Here is a 15,926-nt window from a genome sequence, read left to right as displayed (position 1 = left end):
TCGCCTACCATTTCGGCCTCACCGCGCTCCCCGGCGGCTTTGCCGGCGTCGACATCTTCTTCGTCATCTCGGGCTGGCTGATATCGACCCATCTCATGCAGGAGATCGGCGAGACCGGCCGGCTCGACCTCTGGCGCTTCTATGCCAGGCGCGCGCAATCCTTGTATGTCCGGCCGGAACGATGCTGCCACGACGGCTCCCTCGTGCAAGCCCAGCCCCTGTGCAATGTCGGCGGTGCAGGCCGATATCGCAATGCAACAAATTATCGCAGTGCAACATGGCAGAAATGGGGAGATGGGCCGGGTGCCGGCCGGGCCCGATCCTTGCGTGGCTGGCTTGTCTGCACACCTGCGGCAGACGCAAAACAGCCCCGCGCGGGGCTGTTTCTCATTCGGGTTGCTGGACTGCTACTTGCTGCCGCCGTTCGCTTTCACGCTGCTGCAGAATTCGGGATGGCTGTTGGCCGCAGTGGCGTCCTTCGCCTCGTCCTCGCAGGCCTTCATCATCGCGGTCTGGTCGTCCGGCGTAAGGGCCTTCCAGGCTTTCACGAAGTCGTCGTTGCTGACCATCGTCTTCATGCTGCTATCGGTGTAGAAGGGCTGCATCTTGGCTGGATCGTCGAGAGCCGACGTTTTGGCAAACGCCGCGCCGCCGACCATCGAAAGTGCCATGGCGCCCAAGCAGATCATCTTGATGTTCATGGGTACTCTCCTATTGCTTTGGGATCGTCGAAGCAACGATCCATTGGAAAACGACAGGTTTGGGTGAAAGTTCCGGCATTTTTTGCGTAAAAAAGCCGAAACGAGGAAAAATATAGCCGAAAAACTTGAAACTTTCCCCGATTTTTCCCGTAGGAGGCGAGTTTATCGGGTCTCTCGTGCGAGACTGACCACCAGTCGATCGACGCTGGGGTCGTCGAGGCTGACGATATGGGCCATCTGCAACGCCCGCTTCATGCTGACCCTGGTGACGTCCTGCCGCATGATGACCGGCACAAAGGCCGGCCCCGATCCTGTGAGGACGATCGCCCTGCCGACCAGAACCGGTTCGGAGATGGGAGCCCACTGTACGGTCATGATCGAGGGCTCGCTTGTCTGGCGGCGGTTGATGCCTGTGAAATAGATCCAGTTCAGGCGCGAGATCGCTACGCCGTAGTGGTTGCCGGGCATTCTGGCGCCACCCTGGCCATCGCCCGGGGCCCACCGCGTCACCCGCCTGAAGGTGACCAGCTCGGCCTCACGTCGCAGGAAGGTGACCGAGCGCATCAGAAGGTCGGGGCGGCCGGGGACCGAAAAATAGGTGAAATAAGTGCCGCCGGCGATGGCGGGCGACGGCGGCCGCACCATGTTTTCGTACAGTGCCTCGCGCAGCGATGCATTGCCGTCGCCGTTGGCTGCGGGAATAGCCGGCTCGCGATACAGCTCGTTTTCGTCGATCTTGAAATAATCGCAGATCAGCCTGGCGGTGGTTTTGTTGGGCACCGCCTTGCCTTGCAGATAGCGCTCGAACTGGGTGCGATTGATGCCAAGCTCACGGCACACCGCGCTGACGGAAGCATGGCGCTGGACCAGCCGCCTGAGATTGGCGGCGAGATTCTCGCGAATTGGCACGACATCTCCCCGACAGACGTACGGACCAGTATTCAAGCGATAGCTTATATACACTTGCATGCCGTGGCGCTGGCGCGAAGATGGACCTTTGGCCAATAGGCAACGATCCCGTAGAGCGTAGGCTGTACGATTCTGACAGTCCGGCTATGCAAGCCGCGTAAATGGGCGTATTTCGGTGGCAAGAGCGACCTCGGATCGGCCTCTCGACATCCTGTAATGGAGGGCGGTTTGGATCATACCGACCTGGTCGAGCTTCTGGACTACACGCAGGCGCAATTGACGAAAATCCGCCAGGCGGTCGCGGCAAGCGATCACGCCGGTGCCATGTTCACCATTGATTGCCTTGTCGGAGCGGCGGCCGAGCAGACGAAGTGCAAGCTTGCAAGCCTGGAGCATGCCGGCTTGCCGATCGGCAAGGATGAGCCGATCGGCAGGGATGGGCCGATCGGCAGGGATGGGCCGATCGGCAGGGATGGGCCCATAAAAGGCGGTGCGGCACCGCCCGGCAAAGCGACATCGGGCAAGCCGGATGCCGGCGGCAGCCGCTCCTGATCAGGCCGCGCCGATCTCGCCGATCAGCCTTGCATATTCGGCCTCGGCTTCGCCGTAACTGCCATTGGCGAGTTCCAGCAGCCCGGCGCGGTCGCGAATGACGATCTCGCCCCGTTTCGAGCGAATCAACGCGCGGCCTTCGAGCAATTGAAGCGCGACGGTGACGCCTGGCCGCCTGACACCAAGCATGATGGCCAGGAATTCGTGGGTGATGGCGAGATGTTCGCCGGGCACCCGGTCGTCGCACATGAGCAACCATCGCGCCAGCCGCTCCTCGAGCTTCAGCCGCGCGTTGACGAGCGCGGTGCAGCCGGCCTGGGTTTGTAGTGCGTTGACGAAGCGCAGCAGGAACATGCGCAAGGTCGTACTTGCCTCCAAAGCTGCCTTGAAAGCGCCGGCTTCGATGCGGATCGCTTCGCCTTCGAGTTGGACAAAACAGGCATGCGGCGCACGGTCGTCGCCCATCACCAGGGAGTATCCCGTCATGCCTTCGAAGCCGATGAAGCCCACTTCGGCCTCTTGGCCGCTTGCCGTGCTGGCGACCACCGAACCAATGCCCTGTTCGATGAAGTAGACGGCCTCGATCGGAACATTCGGGGTCACCAGCATCATGCGCAATGGCAAGTCGCAGCGCTGCATGTGCGGCTCGAGCAACGCCAGATCATCCGCAGGCATGCGCCGCAGCAATTGGTTTCGGTACGGATGGTTCCCGTCGGGATTGGGTTTTTTGTCGGGATCAGAGTTTTTGTTGGGATCAGACATGGCGTGGCCCAATGCAGGGCAAGAGCCATCCAATCTCCCAGCCGTCCGTGCCCGTAAAAACGTGAGGACGATGGCCTATGTATAGGGGCTCTGAACGCAGAAAGATATCAATGCGATATGAAATTCGAAGCACGGCGCCCCCCAACGCCTGTTCGCATATGAAAAGATCGGCCTGAATGTTAGTGTCGGAAACGTACCAAACGCCATTTGGTACAAAACCGACATATTTCATGAGAGCGCCGGATCACGCCGATAAAATCCGCTGGCCAATGAAAAGCGCCATGTCGCGCTGGGCCTGGGGACCGTTCGAAGAAGGGGGAGGACCGGGGGGAGAATTGTACGATAGTTACTGTGATGAAGGCCGATGTTGACTCTTGCTCAGCCCGATTTCATTTTTTGACCCACAGCGTCTAAAGCGCATCGCGTTTGATCCGATTTATGCGATGCGCTTTAGGGTCTTTGTTTATGCATGTCGTTCTCCCAAAGCCGAGGTCACTTTTGGACGACATGCATCAAAAGTGGCCGCTGCTCCGAAAGGGGCTTCTTATGTCGAGCCTTCGTAAGCGCAATCCCGGTCTCCATCCTTCCGATCTGCAACTGTGCCAGCGCGTCTTCGATCGGGTCTGCCTGGAGCGCAAATTTGATCGCATGTCGGGGGAGTCGGACGTGCAGCTTCTGGCAGCCACGGTGTTTTCGCTGTTCCAGAATGGCTGCCGCAATGAAGGCGAGTTGCTTGAGAGTTTCAGGCGGACCCGCCAATGACCAAGGCCAGGATCACGTCCGCGGCACCGGCCGAAAACGAACCTTACGACGCTGCGGTCTTCGCCCGGAAATACGGCATGTCGCGGAAGGCCGCGGAGGTCGTGCTGTCCGCGAATGGACCGTCCAGAACAGCCTGTGACGCTGCCGCCCGCTCTTTTATGGAAGCGGTTGCCCGCAGAGCGAAGAGCAGCCATAAACACTGATGCTGCGCCTTGAGCGACTGCCGTCTCGCCGCCGACCCGCGGGCGCGTCCAATGCTACCTTCATCGAACACCGTGAGGCGTCAGCCTGTCGGGCCGATCGGACCGGTCACTCCTGAAGTGGCTTGCTGCGCCGTCACGGCGGAGAGTTTCTGCCGTTTGAGCAGCATCGGCTTTTCATAGATCTTCTTCATGGTCACGGCCTCCCTCCGCAAAGTTCGATTGCGGCAGCGTCATCGCCGGCCGCGCTCCTGTCAAGCGGACCTGGTCGAGGGCCGGCCAACCCGAACGAAAATCCACGCCTCAATTCCTGTCGGCCGGCTTGGAACGCATGCGCGAAACCGTCTCGCGCTCGGCGCGTTTGGAGCGCAGCGGCGGCAGGTCGCGGTCGATCAGGTCCATGTCCTCCAGCACCATATCGCCCATGCGCTTGAAGGCGATGTCGAGCGCGCCGGCGCGGTGAGCCGAGCGCAGGAAGCCGGGCAGGGCGCGCACCGGATGGTCCCGCGCCAGCGGTTCTTCGGGAAAAACGTCGCTGGCGGCGACGATGTGGCCGCTCTTCACCGCCGCCATCAGCGCCGGGAAGTCCACCACGCCGGCGCGGCTGAGCAGGATGAAGGCAGCGCCCTTGCGCATGCCGGCAAAGGCGTCGGCACCGAGAAAACCCTGGTTCTCGCTGGTCACCGAGGCAACGACGAAGATGAAGTCGCTGGTCGACAGCACCTCGTCGAGGGAGGCCGGCTCGACGCCATTGTCGATGAGGATCGATGGCGGCAGCCATGGATCGAAGACTTTGGTGCGGGTGCGGAAGCCCGACAGCAGCCGGTTGAGCGCCCGGCCGAGATCGCCGAAACCGATGATGCCGACATCGGCGCCGGACAAGAGCCGCGCCGTCTGGTTGCCGTCGCCGCCCCACAGTTCCTGTCCCTGGCGGAAGGCGAGGTCGGCATCGACGATGCCGCGGGCGAGATTGAGTGCCATGGCAAGGCCAAGCTCCGCGACCGGCTCGGCGAACACCAGGCCGGTGGTGACGACATGGATGCCGCGCGCGAACAACGTCTCGTAGGGCATATTGTTGATGAGGTTGGTCTCGACATTGAAGACGCAGCGCAGTGTCTTCATCCGATCGAGCGTTTCGGGCGATATGGGCGGCTGGCCGATGATATAGCGCGCCTCGGCCAGCACGTCGGCCGGCAGTTTCGCGACGCCGTCAGCGGTCGTCTCGACGATGCGATAGTGCGCCTTGAGCCGCGCCAGCTGCCGGGCTGTGAAGATCAGGTCGAGCGTGCGTGGTTCAGGCGCACTGATGACCAGCGGCAAGGCGCTGTTGGACATGACTATTCCCTCTGTTCCCCAATGGCCAAAATACCTTGGATGAAACGATTTACAACATCGCGCGGCCGAGGAGAGCGGGATTGGCGCTGGGATGAGGTGACCTGTCGGAGCCGATATGTGCCGGCAATGCAACAGTGAAGAATCGTTTGACCGCGATGGCGTGGATACGACGTAAGAACCAGTAATGGCACAATTGACATGGGGCAGGGAATTGGTTCTGCTGGCGCCGTATCAATTCGGAGGGCACTTTACAGTGAAGAAATACGAGAAACCAACCTTGCAGAAGCGCGACAGGCTTTCGGGTGTCACGGCCCAGACTGCCCCATCGACACCTCCGCCGACGGCAACCTGAGCGGTTGGCGACTGACGCCTTCGCCCTATAAGGGCAATCAATATCGGCGATAGGGCGCCACTGGTCGCGCCCTATCGCATATTGGCCACGGGTGCCCGCCGTTGTCCCAGATGCCGGACCTTACGGCCGATGATCATCAGCTGGCGCGCGGTGTTGTTGCGCAGGCGCCGCACGCGCCATTCCAGCCCGGTGTCGGCGGTAATCGACTTGGCATAGTAACTGACCCGCATGCCATCCTCATCGGCAGCCACCTTGACCGGGTCGTCATAGAAGGCGTTGATCTTGTCAGCCGCCATGCCTGGAGTTTCGAGCCAGCGTGGAATGTGAACCGAATGGAGCTGATCGACATCGGTCATCACGCGGCCGATGCCGACGCCCGGCGTCGGACACGTGGTACAGAAAGCATCGCCGATGAAGATGACCCCGTCGCGGCGATGGCCTTGCGTCGTGCTCAGACTGATCTGCCTGACCTCGACAGGACTCGCGACTTCGAAGTTGCCGCATCGCACGGCTATTTCGGGCATCAATTCGCAGAGCATCTTTTGCGGCTCCTGGCGGAACGCCCGCGTCCACGGCTCGGCCACATTGCGATAGAGGAACATGTTCGCCCGCATCTTGTCGCCGAGGGGAAAGATGCTGATGTAGGCGATACGGTCGGCGGCCCGCCTGCTGTAGCAGGTGACGGACTGATGACCGAAATCGCTGGGCGAGATGGCGAGGTCGAATCCCATCGACAATGAATGCGCCTTCGATTGCTCGATACGCTCGACGCCGACGGCGCGCCGCACCGCCTCGCCGTGACCGGTTGCCACCACCAGCAGGCGGGCATCGATGACGGTGCCGTCGGCCAGCACAAGCCGCTGCCGGTCCGGTCCAGTCGAGACTTCGGTTACCTTGCCGACCGTCAGCGGCACTTGCGCAGGCAAGGCGTCGCGCAGGCCATTGATCAGCGCGCCATAGGAGAATGTGAATTCAGCCTTCTTCTCATGCGCGAAGAACTGGCCGAGGCGAAAGACATGCGTGTCGGTCGTGGAGGTGACGAGACGCTTGAGTGTCGCATCGAGGCCGAGCTTTTCGAACAGCAGCATCTGGTCCATGCCGATCTTCTCGGCCCGGAATTCCTCGTGGTGGACGCGGTGCGGATCGATCAGCGCCACCTTGCGGCCGGCTCGTCCCAACAGAATTGCCAAGGTCGTGCCGGCCATTCCGGCACCGACGATCGCCACATCGACTTGGGCCGGGCCAGCCTCTGAGATACTCATTTTGCTGCTCTTTCTGATGGCAACGGCGCGTTTCACAATCTCCGGTAGAAAATATCTTCCGGACCTAAATCAACCGCAAGCAACCGGCGCGCGTGCTTGGTAGTAACCAATGTTTAGGTTAATCGCGGGCCCGCTGCTTCCAGCGCGGTGCGATCGCCGAGCCATCGATGAACTCAAAGCCGCCAGCCTCGTTGAGCGTGTGAAGTTTACGCCCACTCCATAGCGCACCTGGATTTAAGATGGTTTCAACGACCTGCTCCATGCCGATCAAATCAAGGTGAGAAATGCGTGCGATGCCAAGCGCCGCGCCGTAGCTCCTGCGGCAGTCCTGGACCGGGCGCAGCAGGTCGTTGCCGCGCCTGACCATGCGGCCGGCCGGCCGCACCGAGGCGATATCGATCAGCACGGGATTTTTGGGGTGCGGCGTCCAGGGGCCGCGAAAATCCGGCGCCGACCACAGATGCAGCGCGTCGGAGAAGGCGCCGCCGCCGTCGCGGACGGTGGCGAACAGCCACCAGGCGCCGCCATGCTCGACAAGCGTGGCGTCGCTGGCGACGACACCGGACAGAAGCGTCGCCTCCTTGACCCATCCGCCGGGAAAAGCTGTGGCCCGGTAGAGATCGACCGTGCCGTTGGCGCAGCTTTCCGGCACCATCCAGACCTCGCCGTCGCGCTCGAAGACGAAGGGGTAGGAGAGATGGTAGGGCAGCTCCAACACCGGTTCAGGCCTTCCGAGCGGGCCTGCCGGGCCGAAGGGAACGGCGGAGATGATGGCTTTGCCGAGCCGATGGATATAGTCCTCGACGAACAGGGTCAGCTGGCCCTGGTAGAGGATGGGGAACGGATCGGCGTAGAAGCGGCTGCCGTCGTCCGGCAACTCTTGCCAACCCGACGCCGGATGCGCGCGCAGCTCGAACAGATCGCGGCTCCCGGTTTGCCGCCAGCCGACCTTCCAGTGCGGCGCGTTGTAGCAAAGGTGATAGATCTTCTGGATGATCCGCCGCGCCAGCGCCTTGCCGGCCCTGACCCCAAGCTTGCCCGCCGAGGGCATTGGCGGCGGGCCGCCCACCTGCGCCGGTTCGGGCAGATCAGGCACGGACTTTGCCGCGCCTGACATGGCAGCTATGATCAGGCTTGCTGTGCGCGCCAGCATATCCTGGAAGGACGCCAGCGCGATGCCGCCATATTCGGTGCCCAGACGCCCGGCGGCGATCGCAACGCCGTTCTCCTCGATGCGGGCAAGCGGCGTGCGACCTGCGAGGATCAGGGCCAGCAAGGCCGCTTCGCCGCTGGCGCCGTCATAGGTGACGCGCCAGATCCGTGTGTTTTCCAGCCTGACATCGCCGCAGAGGTCGATGACGAGGTCAGGCGAAGCGGGGGACTGCCGGTAGGGCGCGAGCGCCGAAAGCGGCACACGCTTGGCCAGTCCATCATGGGACAGTCCGTGGATCGCCGTTTCGAGTTGAAACAGGGCCGCGGCGCTGCGCGGAATGCCACCGCCCGCCGGCCTGACATCGACGGACAGTTCGACGTCTTCGAGCGCGGCAAGGCGCTCCAGCAGCGTGACGTGAAAGGCGCGGACGCAGTCGCCGTCCAGGCGGAGGCTTATCTGCATGTTGGAGGTCCGAAAAGGCGGTGCCCGGCCTTGCCGGCCAGACCGGTCCGGTCAAATTGTAACCCCATTTGCATTCGTCTCCGCTCGCTGCGTAGCCAACACCTCGATATGTATATTTTTAAGCAAACCGCGTGCCAAAATTCACGTCACCTCTCAACATAATTAACAATGTTTTAACAGTTGGAGGAATAGCTAGGTTAGCGCCGCAAACTGATCTTGCCGGCATATGGAGTATTGTCGGAGGCAGCCATGCAATCATCCCTGCCCATGGTTCCTCAGCAACACTCCCCGGATCCGGCACGCGCGGGATCATATGCAGCCTCCACTGTCGAACTGGGCGATCTGAAGCGCATCCTGGTGCGCCGCCGGTTCTGGATCTTCGGCACCGTCGCACTGCTGACGCTGGTCGCCCTGCTCTACGGCCTATTCACACCGGCGCTCTACAGCTCGGCGGCGGAAATCCTGATCGATCCGCAGGACCTGCAGGTGGTCACCAACGACGTCAATCCCAGCCGTATCTCACCCGATGGCGGCATCACGCAGGTCGAGAGCCAGGTCAGCGTGGTCCAGTCGACAGGCGTGCTGATGCGGGCGATCGCGGCGACAAACCTGACGCAGGATCCGGAATTCAATGGGCAGGGCTTGCTGTCGCGCCTGCTCGGTTCGGCATCAGCCGAAGGCGACAGGTCGGTGCAGACACTCGACGCGCTGCGCCGGCGCCTGGCGGTGAAGCGGGCCGACAAGGTCCTGGTCCTCGACGTCATCGTCACTGCCAAGAGCGCCGACAAAGCCGCCCTCCTGGCCAACGCCATCGCGCAGGCCTACCTGGTCGACCAGGCGAGCGCGCGCGCGAAAATGGCCAAGGACGCTTCCGAGTCGATCACCGCGCGGCTGGACGAGCAGCGCAAGCGCGTCCAGCAAGCCGAAAACGCCGTCGAAGCCTACAAGTCCGCCAACAACATGGTGATGGCGGCAGGCAATCTGGTCAGCGACCAGGAACTGACCGAGATCAACACGCAGCTTGCGGCGGCGCAGAGCCGCACCGCGGCGCTGAAGGCGCAGGTCGACCAGATGCGCCGGCAGAGCGGCACGCCGGACGCAACTTCGGAAGCAATGCGCTCGGCGGTGATCTCGAGCCTGCGGGCGCAGGAGGCGACGTTGGTCGACCAGGTCTCGCAGCTCGGCACGGAGTTGGGGCCGCGTCATCCCTCGCTGATCGCAGCCCAGCAGCAACTGCGCGACACACGCCAGCTGATCGCGCGCGAACTTGGCCGCATCGCCACCGCCACCGAGACCGACTACGAACGGGCGCTGGCCAACCAGCAGGCGCTGGAAGCCAAGGTCGCCGGCATGAAGAGCAAGTCGCTCGACACCGATCAGGCCTCGGTGCGGCTGCGCGAATTGCAGCGCGACCTCGAGGCGCTGCGTTCCGTCTACTCGAACTATCTCCAGCGCGCCCAGGAGACGCGCGAGCAGATCAATGTCGACAGCACCAATGCGCGCATCATCTCCAACGCCATGCCCGCCTTGAAGAAGAGCTGGCCGCCTCTGCCGCTGCTGTTGCTGGGCGCGATATTCGGCGGCCTTGGGCTCGGCACCGGTCTGGCGCTGATCGCCGAATATTCCTCGCCGACGGTGCTTTCCAGCGCCCAGATGCAGTCGGCCATCGACGCGCCGGTGCTGGGCGTGGTGCCGGCAAAGTCGGACACAGGCCGGCGCTGGTGGCCTTTCGGCGGGGCGCGCGCCGCCGCCTCCAGCCAGAAGACCGATGCCGTCGTCGGCCTTGCGCTCAGGCGCATGTTCAGTTCGGGCCAGCGTCCGGCGGACTGGCCGCTGGTGCCTTCCATCTTGGTGACATCGTCGCCGGGCGAGGGCGCGCAGCGCAGCCGGGTGGCGCGGCTGCTGGCCAATGCCGCGGCATCCAGGGGCAGCCGTGTGCTGTTTATCGATGCCAATGCTGGCGGCGGCGGCCAGAAGGATCCGCAGCCGGGGATCCTCGATGTTCTGCGCGGCGAGTACGCGTTCGAGGCCGTCAGCCATTACGCCGCCGGCAGCAACGTTGCCGTGCTGGGCAGGGGCCGCTCAAAGGCGGTCTTCCAGGAAGCGCATGGCATCTATTTTGCGCAGCAGATGCTGGCGCGGGCCAGCCGGAGCTTCGAGCTCGTCGTCATCGACGGCGGCGCGCTGGCCGACAATCTCAATGCCTCGCCGCTGGTCGCCATGGCCGACGAGATCGTGCTCGTCGCCACGCTGAACGCCACCCCGATGCGCGACGTCACGACGACTTCGCAGGCGGTCTCCGTCATGGGGCGCCTGCCGACAGCCGCCTTGCTGGTCGACGAGGCCGCCTGATATGGCGGCCAGTTGGAGCGCAAGCGCTTCGAACCATGGTGCTGCCGCACCCCGCGCCGGCACGCCCATCTCCGGCACCTCGGTCGATGCGCTGACGCGCTTCGGATTGATCGCGGCGGTGGCGGTGCTGTTCAGCATCTCGGGGGGCATGCTGTGGCTGGTCGGCTACAATTATGATGGCCTGTTCGGCAACCCGGCGACCAAGATCCACCCGTCCACCTATCTCATCGTCCTGCTGCTTGCCTGGCGCTCCTGCGCATCAGGCAATCCGGTCGGCCATATCGTCCATCTCGCTGACAGGCGGCCGGCCAGCGCGCTGATGGCCGCCATATCGATCGTGCTTCTGGTCGTTGTCATCGCCAGGCAGCGGCCCGGTATGGCCGGCATGATCGATACGTTCGTGGCTGCGGCACTTCTCGTGCTGATGCTCAGCGAGGACGACGAGCGGACCTTCGCCGGGCTGCAGACCGTCGTCCACGTGGTCATGACGGCGAATGCCTTGCTTGCCCTTTTCGAGTTCGCCACCAAGACGCTTATCTTCCCCTATCGCCTCGACGGCGTGGCGTTTACCACCGATCTGCGCTCGAGCGCGCTGCAGGGGCATCCGCTTGCCAATGCCATGGTGACGTCGATCTATGTGCTTGCGCTGCTCTCCGGTGCCAGATCCCTGTCGATGCCTGTGCGGATAGGGTTGATCGGCTTGCAATGCGCGGCACTCGTCGCCTTCGGCGGCCGCACGGCGATGGTGACGACGGTGGTGCTCGGCGGCTGCTACCTGCTTTTTCAGGGCATCACCAAATTGCGCCAGGGCCGCGTCAATCTCCTCGGTGCGGCACTCGGCTTCATGCTCGCCGCCCTGCTGCCGGTCGTCATCATCGTGGCGGCATATCTGGGCTTTTTCGACGCGCTGCTGGAGCGCTTCGTGTCGGACAGCGGCAGCGCCAATGCCCGCGTCGAGATGTTCGAGCTCTTCAAGCACCTGGAATTGCGCGATCTGATCGTGGGACCGGATGTCGACCTGATCGACAGCCTGCGCCGCATCAACGGTCTCGAACAGGGCATCGAGAACCCGATCATCCGCACGGTCCTTTATCAGGGCGCCTTCTTCACGCTTTTGCTGACGTTCGGCTTCGTGCTGTTCCTGTTCGAGGTGGCGCGCCGCTGCCATCCCGGCATCTGGCTGCCGATGCTGGGCTGGGTTATCCTGATCAACACTTCGGAAAGCGTCGCGTCGAAGACGACGCTGCTGACCAAGTTCGTGGTGCTGGCATTGGTGCTCTATCGGCCGGCGCGGGCAGCGTTCAGGCCGGTCAGTCCGCCGGCATGGTCAGGCCAAGCGCCGCGATGATATCGGGGTCCAGCGCCCGGGTGGTGTCGTCCATCATGCCCATGCCATCGAAGAGATCCCACAGTGCCCAGGCGAAGCCGAGTTCCTCGGCGCTCCGCCTCACATCGGCGATGTAGCGCCCGCGATCCGGATTGGGCGCGGCGACATAGCGGGCGTCGGTGCGCAGCGCGCCGAACTCGCCCATGATGATGCGTTCCGGCGCAAGGCTATGGCCATCGGCCCAATCGCGGACCTGGCGAAGATATTTGTCGACAAACCAGCGGTCGGGCTGGGCGTCGAAATAGACTTTCAGCACACGCTCGGTCTCGGCATAGGCTGCTTGCTTGGCGTCTTCAGGGGTTTCGGTGTCCTGCGCCATGCGCGCCCTGACCGATGCCAGCGTCTGTTGCAGCGAGCCGGCGGATGCCGGCCACGGCACATTGTTGAGCGACCGATAGACCGGCTCGCGCATCCAGGGCGCGCCCTGATGGCTGAACAGATAGGGCTCATAGAAGTGGAAGGTGAACAGGATCGGCTCGAAGGGCGACAGCGGGCCCGGATCGAGCGCGGTCAGTCCGCTCACCATCGAGCCGCAGCCTCCGGTGACGACCAACGGCAGGGTCGCTGCCGATGCCCTTGCCGCGGTCAGAAGCGCGAGCTGGATTTGCAACCAGACGTTCGACGCGCAGGCCTGCGCCGGTTCGTTGACCGGCTCGAGCGCCACCCTGCCGGGCTGGAACCGCGCCAGCCTGCCGGCAAGCTCGCCGACCAGCCCGCGATAGAGATCGAAAGCGGGTGCGGCGGTGCTGGAGACCATGCGGTCGGGGTTCCAGTAATGGGTGGCAGCGTTGGCCTGGATGTTGACGATGATGCCAAGATCGGCGTCGAGGGTGGCGGTGACGGCGGCGTCCAGCATGTCCAGCAACTGACTGCGCGTCTTGGCGTCGGCGGCCAGGAAAGGGCCGGGATCGACGGGCAAGCGGATGAAATCGAGCCCGGTCTCGCGCAACCGACGCAGGTCGTCTGGGGTCGGCACCGGCCGTTGCGACTGGAAGGGCGGCCAGCCGTAGTCGGTGCGGGGTGCGGGAAATTCACGCGTCAGCGAGAACCAGGGCCAGGCGTTGACGCCGCGCCGAAACCGCGTCCCGGCGGCGGCGCGAGCGATTGGTGCGACCGGGAGCGAGCCGAGAGCCGCTGCAGTGGACAGCGCGGTCCGCAGCACCCGCCGGCGCGACCAGCCTATCATACGGTTCCTGGCGATGCGTGATCCATCGCAGTGGTCTTGGCGGCGGTCATGCCGAGCAGATGATAGGCCTCGTTTTCATAGGCGAGCAGGACATCGTCCCAGCGAAAGGCTTCGCGGGCCCGCGCCCTCGCGGCAACGCCGCAGGCCTTGACCAGGGCATCATCGTCCAGCGCCTGCTGCATCCGCTCGGCGCAACTGTTCTTGTCGGTGAAGTAGATCGCCGCAGCCCCTGCGGTCCACCTGTTGTAGGGATTGTCATGCGCGATCACCATGTTGCCGGCCGCCAGCGCCTCGACCAGCGACGGGTTGGTGCCGCCCACCGTGTGGCCGTGCAGATAGGCGCGGGCGTGGAAGCGCAGGGCCTTCACCGTTGCCTGGTCGTAAATGGCGCCCGGCAGGACCACCGAGCCGTTCGCCGCCTTGCGGATGGCGGCATGGTAGGGGATGTCGTCGGACAGCGTTCCCAGCACCACCAGCTTCATGTCGCGCTTGGTGGAGCAAAAGGATTCGACAATCGGCAGGATGTTGTTGTCGGGTTCGATGCGCGCGATCGAGATGAGATAACGCCCGGGCTCGAGGCCGAGCGCCCGGACCGGCGCCTCGGGCGCTGATGCCACCGGATCGGCGCCATAGGCGATGGTGGCGATGGCGCTGCGCGGCCGGCGCGTCGCCAGGTGATCGGCGATGGCGGGATGATCGGCGACCAGCCGATGCGAGGCCCAAGCGCCGATCCATTCGTTGAGCCAGAACCAGGTTCGCGCCGCCATCCCCCATTTGGGGCGACGCCACTCGATGCCGTCCATGTTGGTGAAGATCTTGCGCCGCTTCAGCCTGAGCCAGGTCAGGAAGACCGCGCCATTATAGCCGAGCACCAGGCAAACGCCCTGTCGTCTGGCAGCATCGCGGGCGCATTGCCAGTCGAATTCCAGGGTCGCGCGCGGTCCCTTGGAGGCGACCTGGATGTGAATGAGCTCGATGCCGCGCCAGGTTTCGCTGCGCACCCGCTGGTCGATCCGCTCGACCTCATCCTGGCAATAGACGCCGACCTTCCAGCCGCGCCCGACAAGAAACAGCGCCAGTTTTTCGGCAAAGGTTTCAAAGCCGCCATGGGCCGCGGGTATGCCGCGGGTCCCCAGGATTAGAATGGCGGGCTTTTCTGGTTTCATGGCCGGCGGCACTTTCACACATTTCATATATTAGATATTGCTTAATTTATAATGAGCAGACCGCAACTTTCGTGCCATCTTCCGATTTCGGTATCCTGGGAGGGGATCATGGCGCGGGGTTGTAAAAAAACGGTGTTGAACCCGGTGGTTGTTTCATTCTCGGTCAACCCTTCTGTGCGTAGCTGTATCGAAACGAAGCAATGCCAGGGGCGTACGGCCGGCAGTCGGACATATCGAACCGATAGTCGGACATATCGAACCAGGCATGATTCTTGCGGACGGGGTTCTGCCACAATCGCCCAGCGCGATGGTTGCAGCACCCGGCGGGAAACAAAGATGCGGATTGCCTGCGTTCATCAGGGTTATGAACTCTATGGTTCTGACCGCAGCTTCGCGGAGAGCGTGGCTGCGCTGCGCGCCGCGTTTCCGTCGGCCGACATCGAGGTGGTCTTGCCGCGCAGCGGGCCGATCGTCCAGATCCTGGAAGCGCATGCCAGCCGGATCGTCTTCGAACCGCTCTGGGTGTTGAGGCGCCAGGCCATTGCGCGCCTTGCGACAGTCGAGATGGCGCGATTGCCGGTTGCCGTGTTCAGGGCGTGGCGGCGCCTCAAGGCCTGCGACCTCGTCTATGTCAACACCTCGATCGTGGCCGACTATGCGCTGGCCGCGCGATTACTGCCCCACAAAGCCGTCTTGCACATCCACGAGATCCCCGAAGGCGCCATGCGCAGGATACTCGTCGGCCTGATGCACTGGAGCCATGCGGATCTGATCTTCAACTCGCGCGCGACGCGAGCCGCTTTCGGCGACCCCAAGGCCGCGCGCGCGCATGTCGTCTACAACGGCGTTGCCGGGCCGGCGGCGGTCGAACCAATGACGTATGACGGCAAGCGACCATTGCGGGTGCTGCTGCTCGGCCGCATCAACCGGATCAAGGGGCAGGAGGTCCTGCTGGAGGCGATCGCCTCGATGCCGGCAGAACTCCAGGCGAGGGTCGAGGTGCGGCTGGTCGGCGGCGCCTTCGAAAGCACCGAGCGCGAGCGTGCGCTTGCCGAACTGGTCGAAACGATGGGGCTTGCCGGGCGCGTCGGAGTCCTGCCTTTCATTCCCGATCCCTCGGAGCATTATCGCTGGGCCGACATCGTCACCGTGCCGTCGCGGCGTCCGGAATCGCTGGGCCGCGTCGCCATCGAGGCGATGGCTTATGGCCGGCCGCCGCTTGTGTCGGCGATCGGCGGGCTGGTGGAAGTGGTCAGCGACGGGCAGACCGGCTGGCATGTTCCGCCCGGCGACGCAGTAGCTCTTGGCGCGAAATTGCAGGAGATCATCCTCGCCCCTGAGGCCTGGCGCGGGTTTGTCGCTGCCGGGCGCGCGCGCTATGAGGC

Annotated in this window: 15 protein-coding genes; 5 read left to right on the top strand and 10 right to left on the bottom strand. The window is 63.5% G+C overall.

What is annotated here, in order from left to right:
• The 3 genes from ENZ74_RS34670 to ENZ74_RS05330 form a co-directional block, all read right to left on the bottom strand.
• Positions 1-191, bottom strand: a 191-nt coding sequence (locus ENZ74_RS34670; protein WP_206522258.1) for a hypothetical protein, incomplete at its 3' end; no start/stop codon positions are given.
• A 216-nt stretch (positions 192-407) separates the two neighbouring features.
• A complete protein-coding gene (locus ENZ74_RS05335) occupies positions 408-701 on the bottom strand; it encodes a hypothetical protein (RefSeq protein WP_013530594.1) in 294 nt (97 codons plus the stop codon).
• Positions 702-863: 162 nt separating this feature from the next.
• Positions 864-1,610: a helix-turn-helix transcriptional regulator gene (locus tag ENZ74_RS05330; protein WP_063168640.1), complete on the bottom strand. Its 747-nt coding sequence runs from the start codon at positions 1,608-1,610 to the stop codon at positions 864-866.
• A gap of 228 nt (positions 1,611-1,838) precedes the next feature.
• Here ENZ74_RS05330 and ENZ74_RS05325 point away from each other — a divergent pair, with 228 nt between their 5' ends.
• A complete protein-coding gene (locus ENZ74_RS05325) occupies positions 1,839-2,162 on the top strand; it encodes a hypothetical protein (protein WP_082826689.1) in 324 nt (107 codons plus the stop codon).
• Here ENZ74_RS05325 and ENZ74_RS05320 read toward each other — a convergent pair whose 3' ends face one another.
• On the bottom strand, positions 2,163-2,837 hold the full coding sequence (locus ENZ74_RS05320; RefSeq protein ID WP_164746004.1) for a Crp/Fnr family transcriptional regulator: 675 nt from the start codon (positions 2,835-2,837) through the stop codon (positions 2,163-2,165).
• A gap of 585 nt (positions 2,838-3,422) precedes the next feature.
• On the opposite strand from ENZ74_RS05320, the gene ENZ74_RS05315 reads away from it, so the two are divergent.
• A complete protein-coding gene (locus ENZ74_RS05315) occupies positions 3,423-3,686 on the top strand; it encodes a hypothetical protein (RefSeq protein ID WP_013530598.1) in 264 nt (87 codons plus the stop codon).
• Positions 3,687-3,969: 283 nt separating this feature from the next.
• Here the strand turns inward: ENZ74_RS05315 and ENZ74_RS05305 are convergent, their stop codons facing one another.
• From ENZ74_RS05305 to ENZ74_RS05290, 4 genes are all read right to left on the bottom strand, one after another.
• Positions 3,970-4,080, bottom strand: a complete 111-nt coding sequence (locus ENZ74_RS05305) for a hypothetical protein (RefSeq protein ID WP_082826510.1) — start codon at positions 4,078-4,080, stop codon at positions 3,970-3,972.
• Between the two features lie 109 nt (positions 4,081-4,189).
• Positions 4,190-5,221 carry a hydroxyacid dehydrogenase gene (locus ENZ74_RS05300; protein ID WP_063168637.1) on the bottom strand — a complete coding sequence of 344 codons (1,032 nt, stop codon included), beginning with the start codon at positions 5,219-5,221 and terminating at the stop codon, positions 4,190-4,192.
• Positions 5,222-5,644: 423 nt separating this feature from the next.
• The gene (locus ENZ74_RS05295) at positions 5,645-6,835 is read right to left on the bottom strand and encodes an NAD(P)/FAD-dependent oxidoreductase (protein WP_013530602.1); all 1,191 of its coding nucleotides are present in this window, start codon (positions 6,833-6,835) and stop codon (positions 5,645-5,647) included.
• Positions 6,836-6,953: 118 nt separating this feature from the next.
• Positions 6,954-8,450, bottom strand: a complete 1,497-nt coding sequence (locus ENZ74_RS05290; protein ID WP_063168636.1) for a hypothetical protein — start codon at positions 8,448-8,450, stop codon at positions 6,954-6,956.
• 249 nt (positions 8,451-8,699) lie between these two features.
• On the opposite strand from ENZ74_RS05290, the gene ENZ74_RS05285 reads away from it, so the two are divergent.
• Both ENZ74_RS05285 and ENZ74_RS05280 read left to right on the top strand, forming a co-directional pair.
• Positions 8,700-10,802: an exopolysaccharide transport family protein gene (locus ENZ74_RS05285; RefSeq protein ID WP_063168635.1), complete on the top strand. Its 2,103-nt coding sequence runs from the start codon at positions 8,700-8,702 to the stop codon at positions 10,800-10,802.
• Position 10,803: 1 nt separating this feature from the next.
• Positions 10,804-12,150, top strand: a complete 1,347-nt coding sequence (locus tag ENZ74_RS05280; RefSeq protein WP_013530605.1) for a VpsF family polysaccharide biosynthesis protein — start codon at positions 10,804-10,806, stop codon at positions 12,148-12,150.
• On the opposite strand, the gene ENZ74_RS05275 is transcribed toward ENZ74_RS05280, so the two are convergent.
• A complete protein-coding gene (locus tag ENZ74_RS05275) occupies positions 12,113-13,375 on the bottom strand; it encodes a cellulase family glycosylhydrolase (RefSeq protein WP_013530606.1) in 1,263 nt (420 codons plus the stop codon). The two genes, ENZ74_RS05280 and ENZ74_RS05275, sit on opposite strands and share 38 nt — an antisense overlap.
• Positions 13,372-14,541, bottom strand: coding sequence for a DUF1972 domain-containing protein (locus ENZ74_RS05270; protein WP_027160834.1), 1,170 nt, complete (start codon positions 14,539-14,541; stop codon positions 13,372-13,374). The genes ENZ74_RS05275 and ENZ74_RS05270 overlap by 4 nt, the downstream gene beginning before the upstream one ends.
• Before the next feature lie 336 nt (positions 14,542-14,877).
• Here ENZ74_RS05270 and ENZ74_RS05265 point away from each other — a divergent pair.
• Positions 14,878-15,926: glycosyltransferase (locus ENZ74_RS05265; protein WP_127312686.1), on the top strand; the 1,049-nt coding region annotated here is incomplete at its 3' end.

Source organism: Mesorhizobium sp. M7A.F.Ca.CA.002.15.2.1, from assembly GCF_003998715.1.
GTDB classification, from domain to species: Bacteria; Pseudomonadota; Alphaproteobacteria; order Rhizobiales; family Rhizobiaceae; genus Mesorhizobium; species Mesorhizobium ciceri.
Note: the sequence above shows the minus strand (reverse complement) of the source record. Positions and strands in the feature narration are given on the sequence as shown.

What these genes read in the sequence shown, in the direction of transcription:
- ENZ74_RS05305 (WP_082826510.1), bottom strand. Translation starts at nt 4,080, where the DNA reads ATGAAGAAGATCTATGAAAAGCCGATGCTGCTCAAACGGCAGAAACTC.
- ENZ74_RS05320 (WP_164746004.1), bottom strand. Translation starts at nt 2,837, where the DNA reads ATGCCTGCGGATGATCTGGCGTTGCTCGAGCCGCACATGCAGCGCTGC.
- ENZ74_RS05295 (WP_013530602.1), bottom strand. Translation starts at nt 6,835, where the DNA reads ATGAGTATCTCAGAGGCTGGCCCGGCCCAAGTCGATGTGGCGATCGTC.
- ENZ74_RS05300 (WP_063168637.1), bottom strand. Translation starts at nt 5,221, where the DNA reads ATGTCCAACAGCGCCTTGCCGCTGGTCATCAGTGCGCCTGAACCACGC.
- ENZ74_RS05335 (WP_013530594.1), bottom strand. Translation starts at nt 701, where the DNA reads ATGAACATCAAGATGATCTGCTTGGGCGCCATGGCACTTTCGATGGTC.
- ENZ74_RS05275 (WP_013530606.1), bottom strand. Translation starts at nt 13,375, where the DNA reads ATGATAGGCTGGTCGCGCCGGCGGGTGCTGCGGACCGCGCTGTCCACT.
- ENZ74_RS05280 (WP_013530605.1), top strand. Translation starts at nt 10,804, where the DNA reads ATGGCGGCCAGTTGGAGCGCAAGCGCTTCGAACCATGGTGCTGCCGCA.
- ENZ74_RS05270 (WP_027160834.1), bottom strand. Translation starts at nt 14,541, where the DNA reads ATGAAACCAGAAAAGCCCGCCATTCTAATCCTGGGGACCCGCGGCATA.
- ENZ74_RS05290 (WP_063168636.1), bottom strand. Translation starts at nt 8,450, where the DNA reads ATGCAGATAAGCCTCCGCCTGGACGGCGACTGCGTCCGCGCCTTTCAC.
- ENZ74_RS05285 (WP_063168635.1), top strand. Translation starts at nt 8,700, where the DNA reads ATGCAATCATCCCTGCCCATGGTTCCTCAGCAACACTCCCCGGATCCG.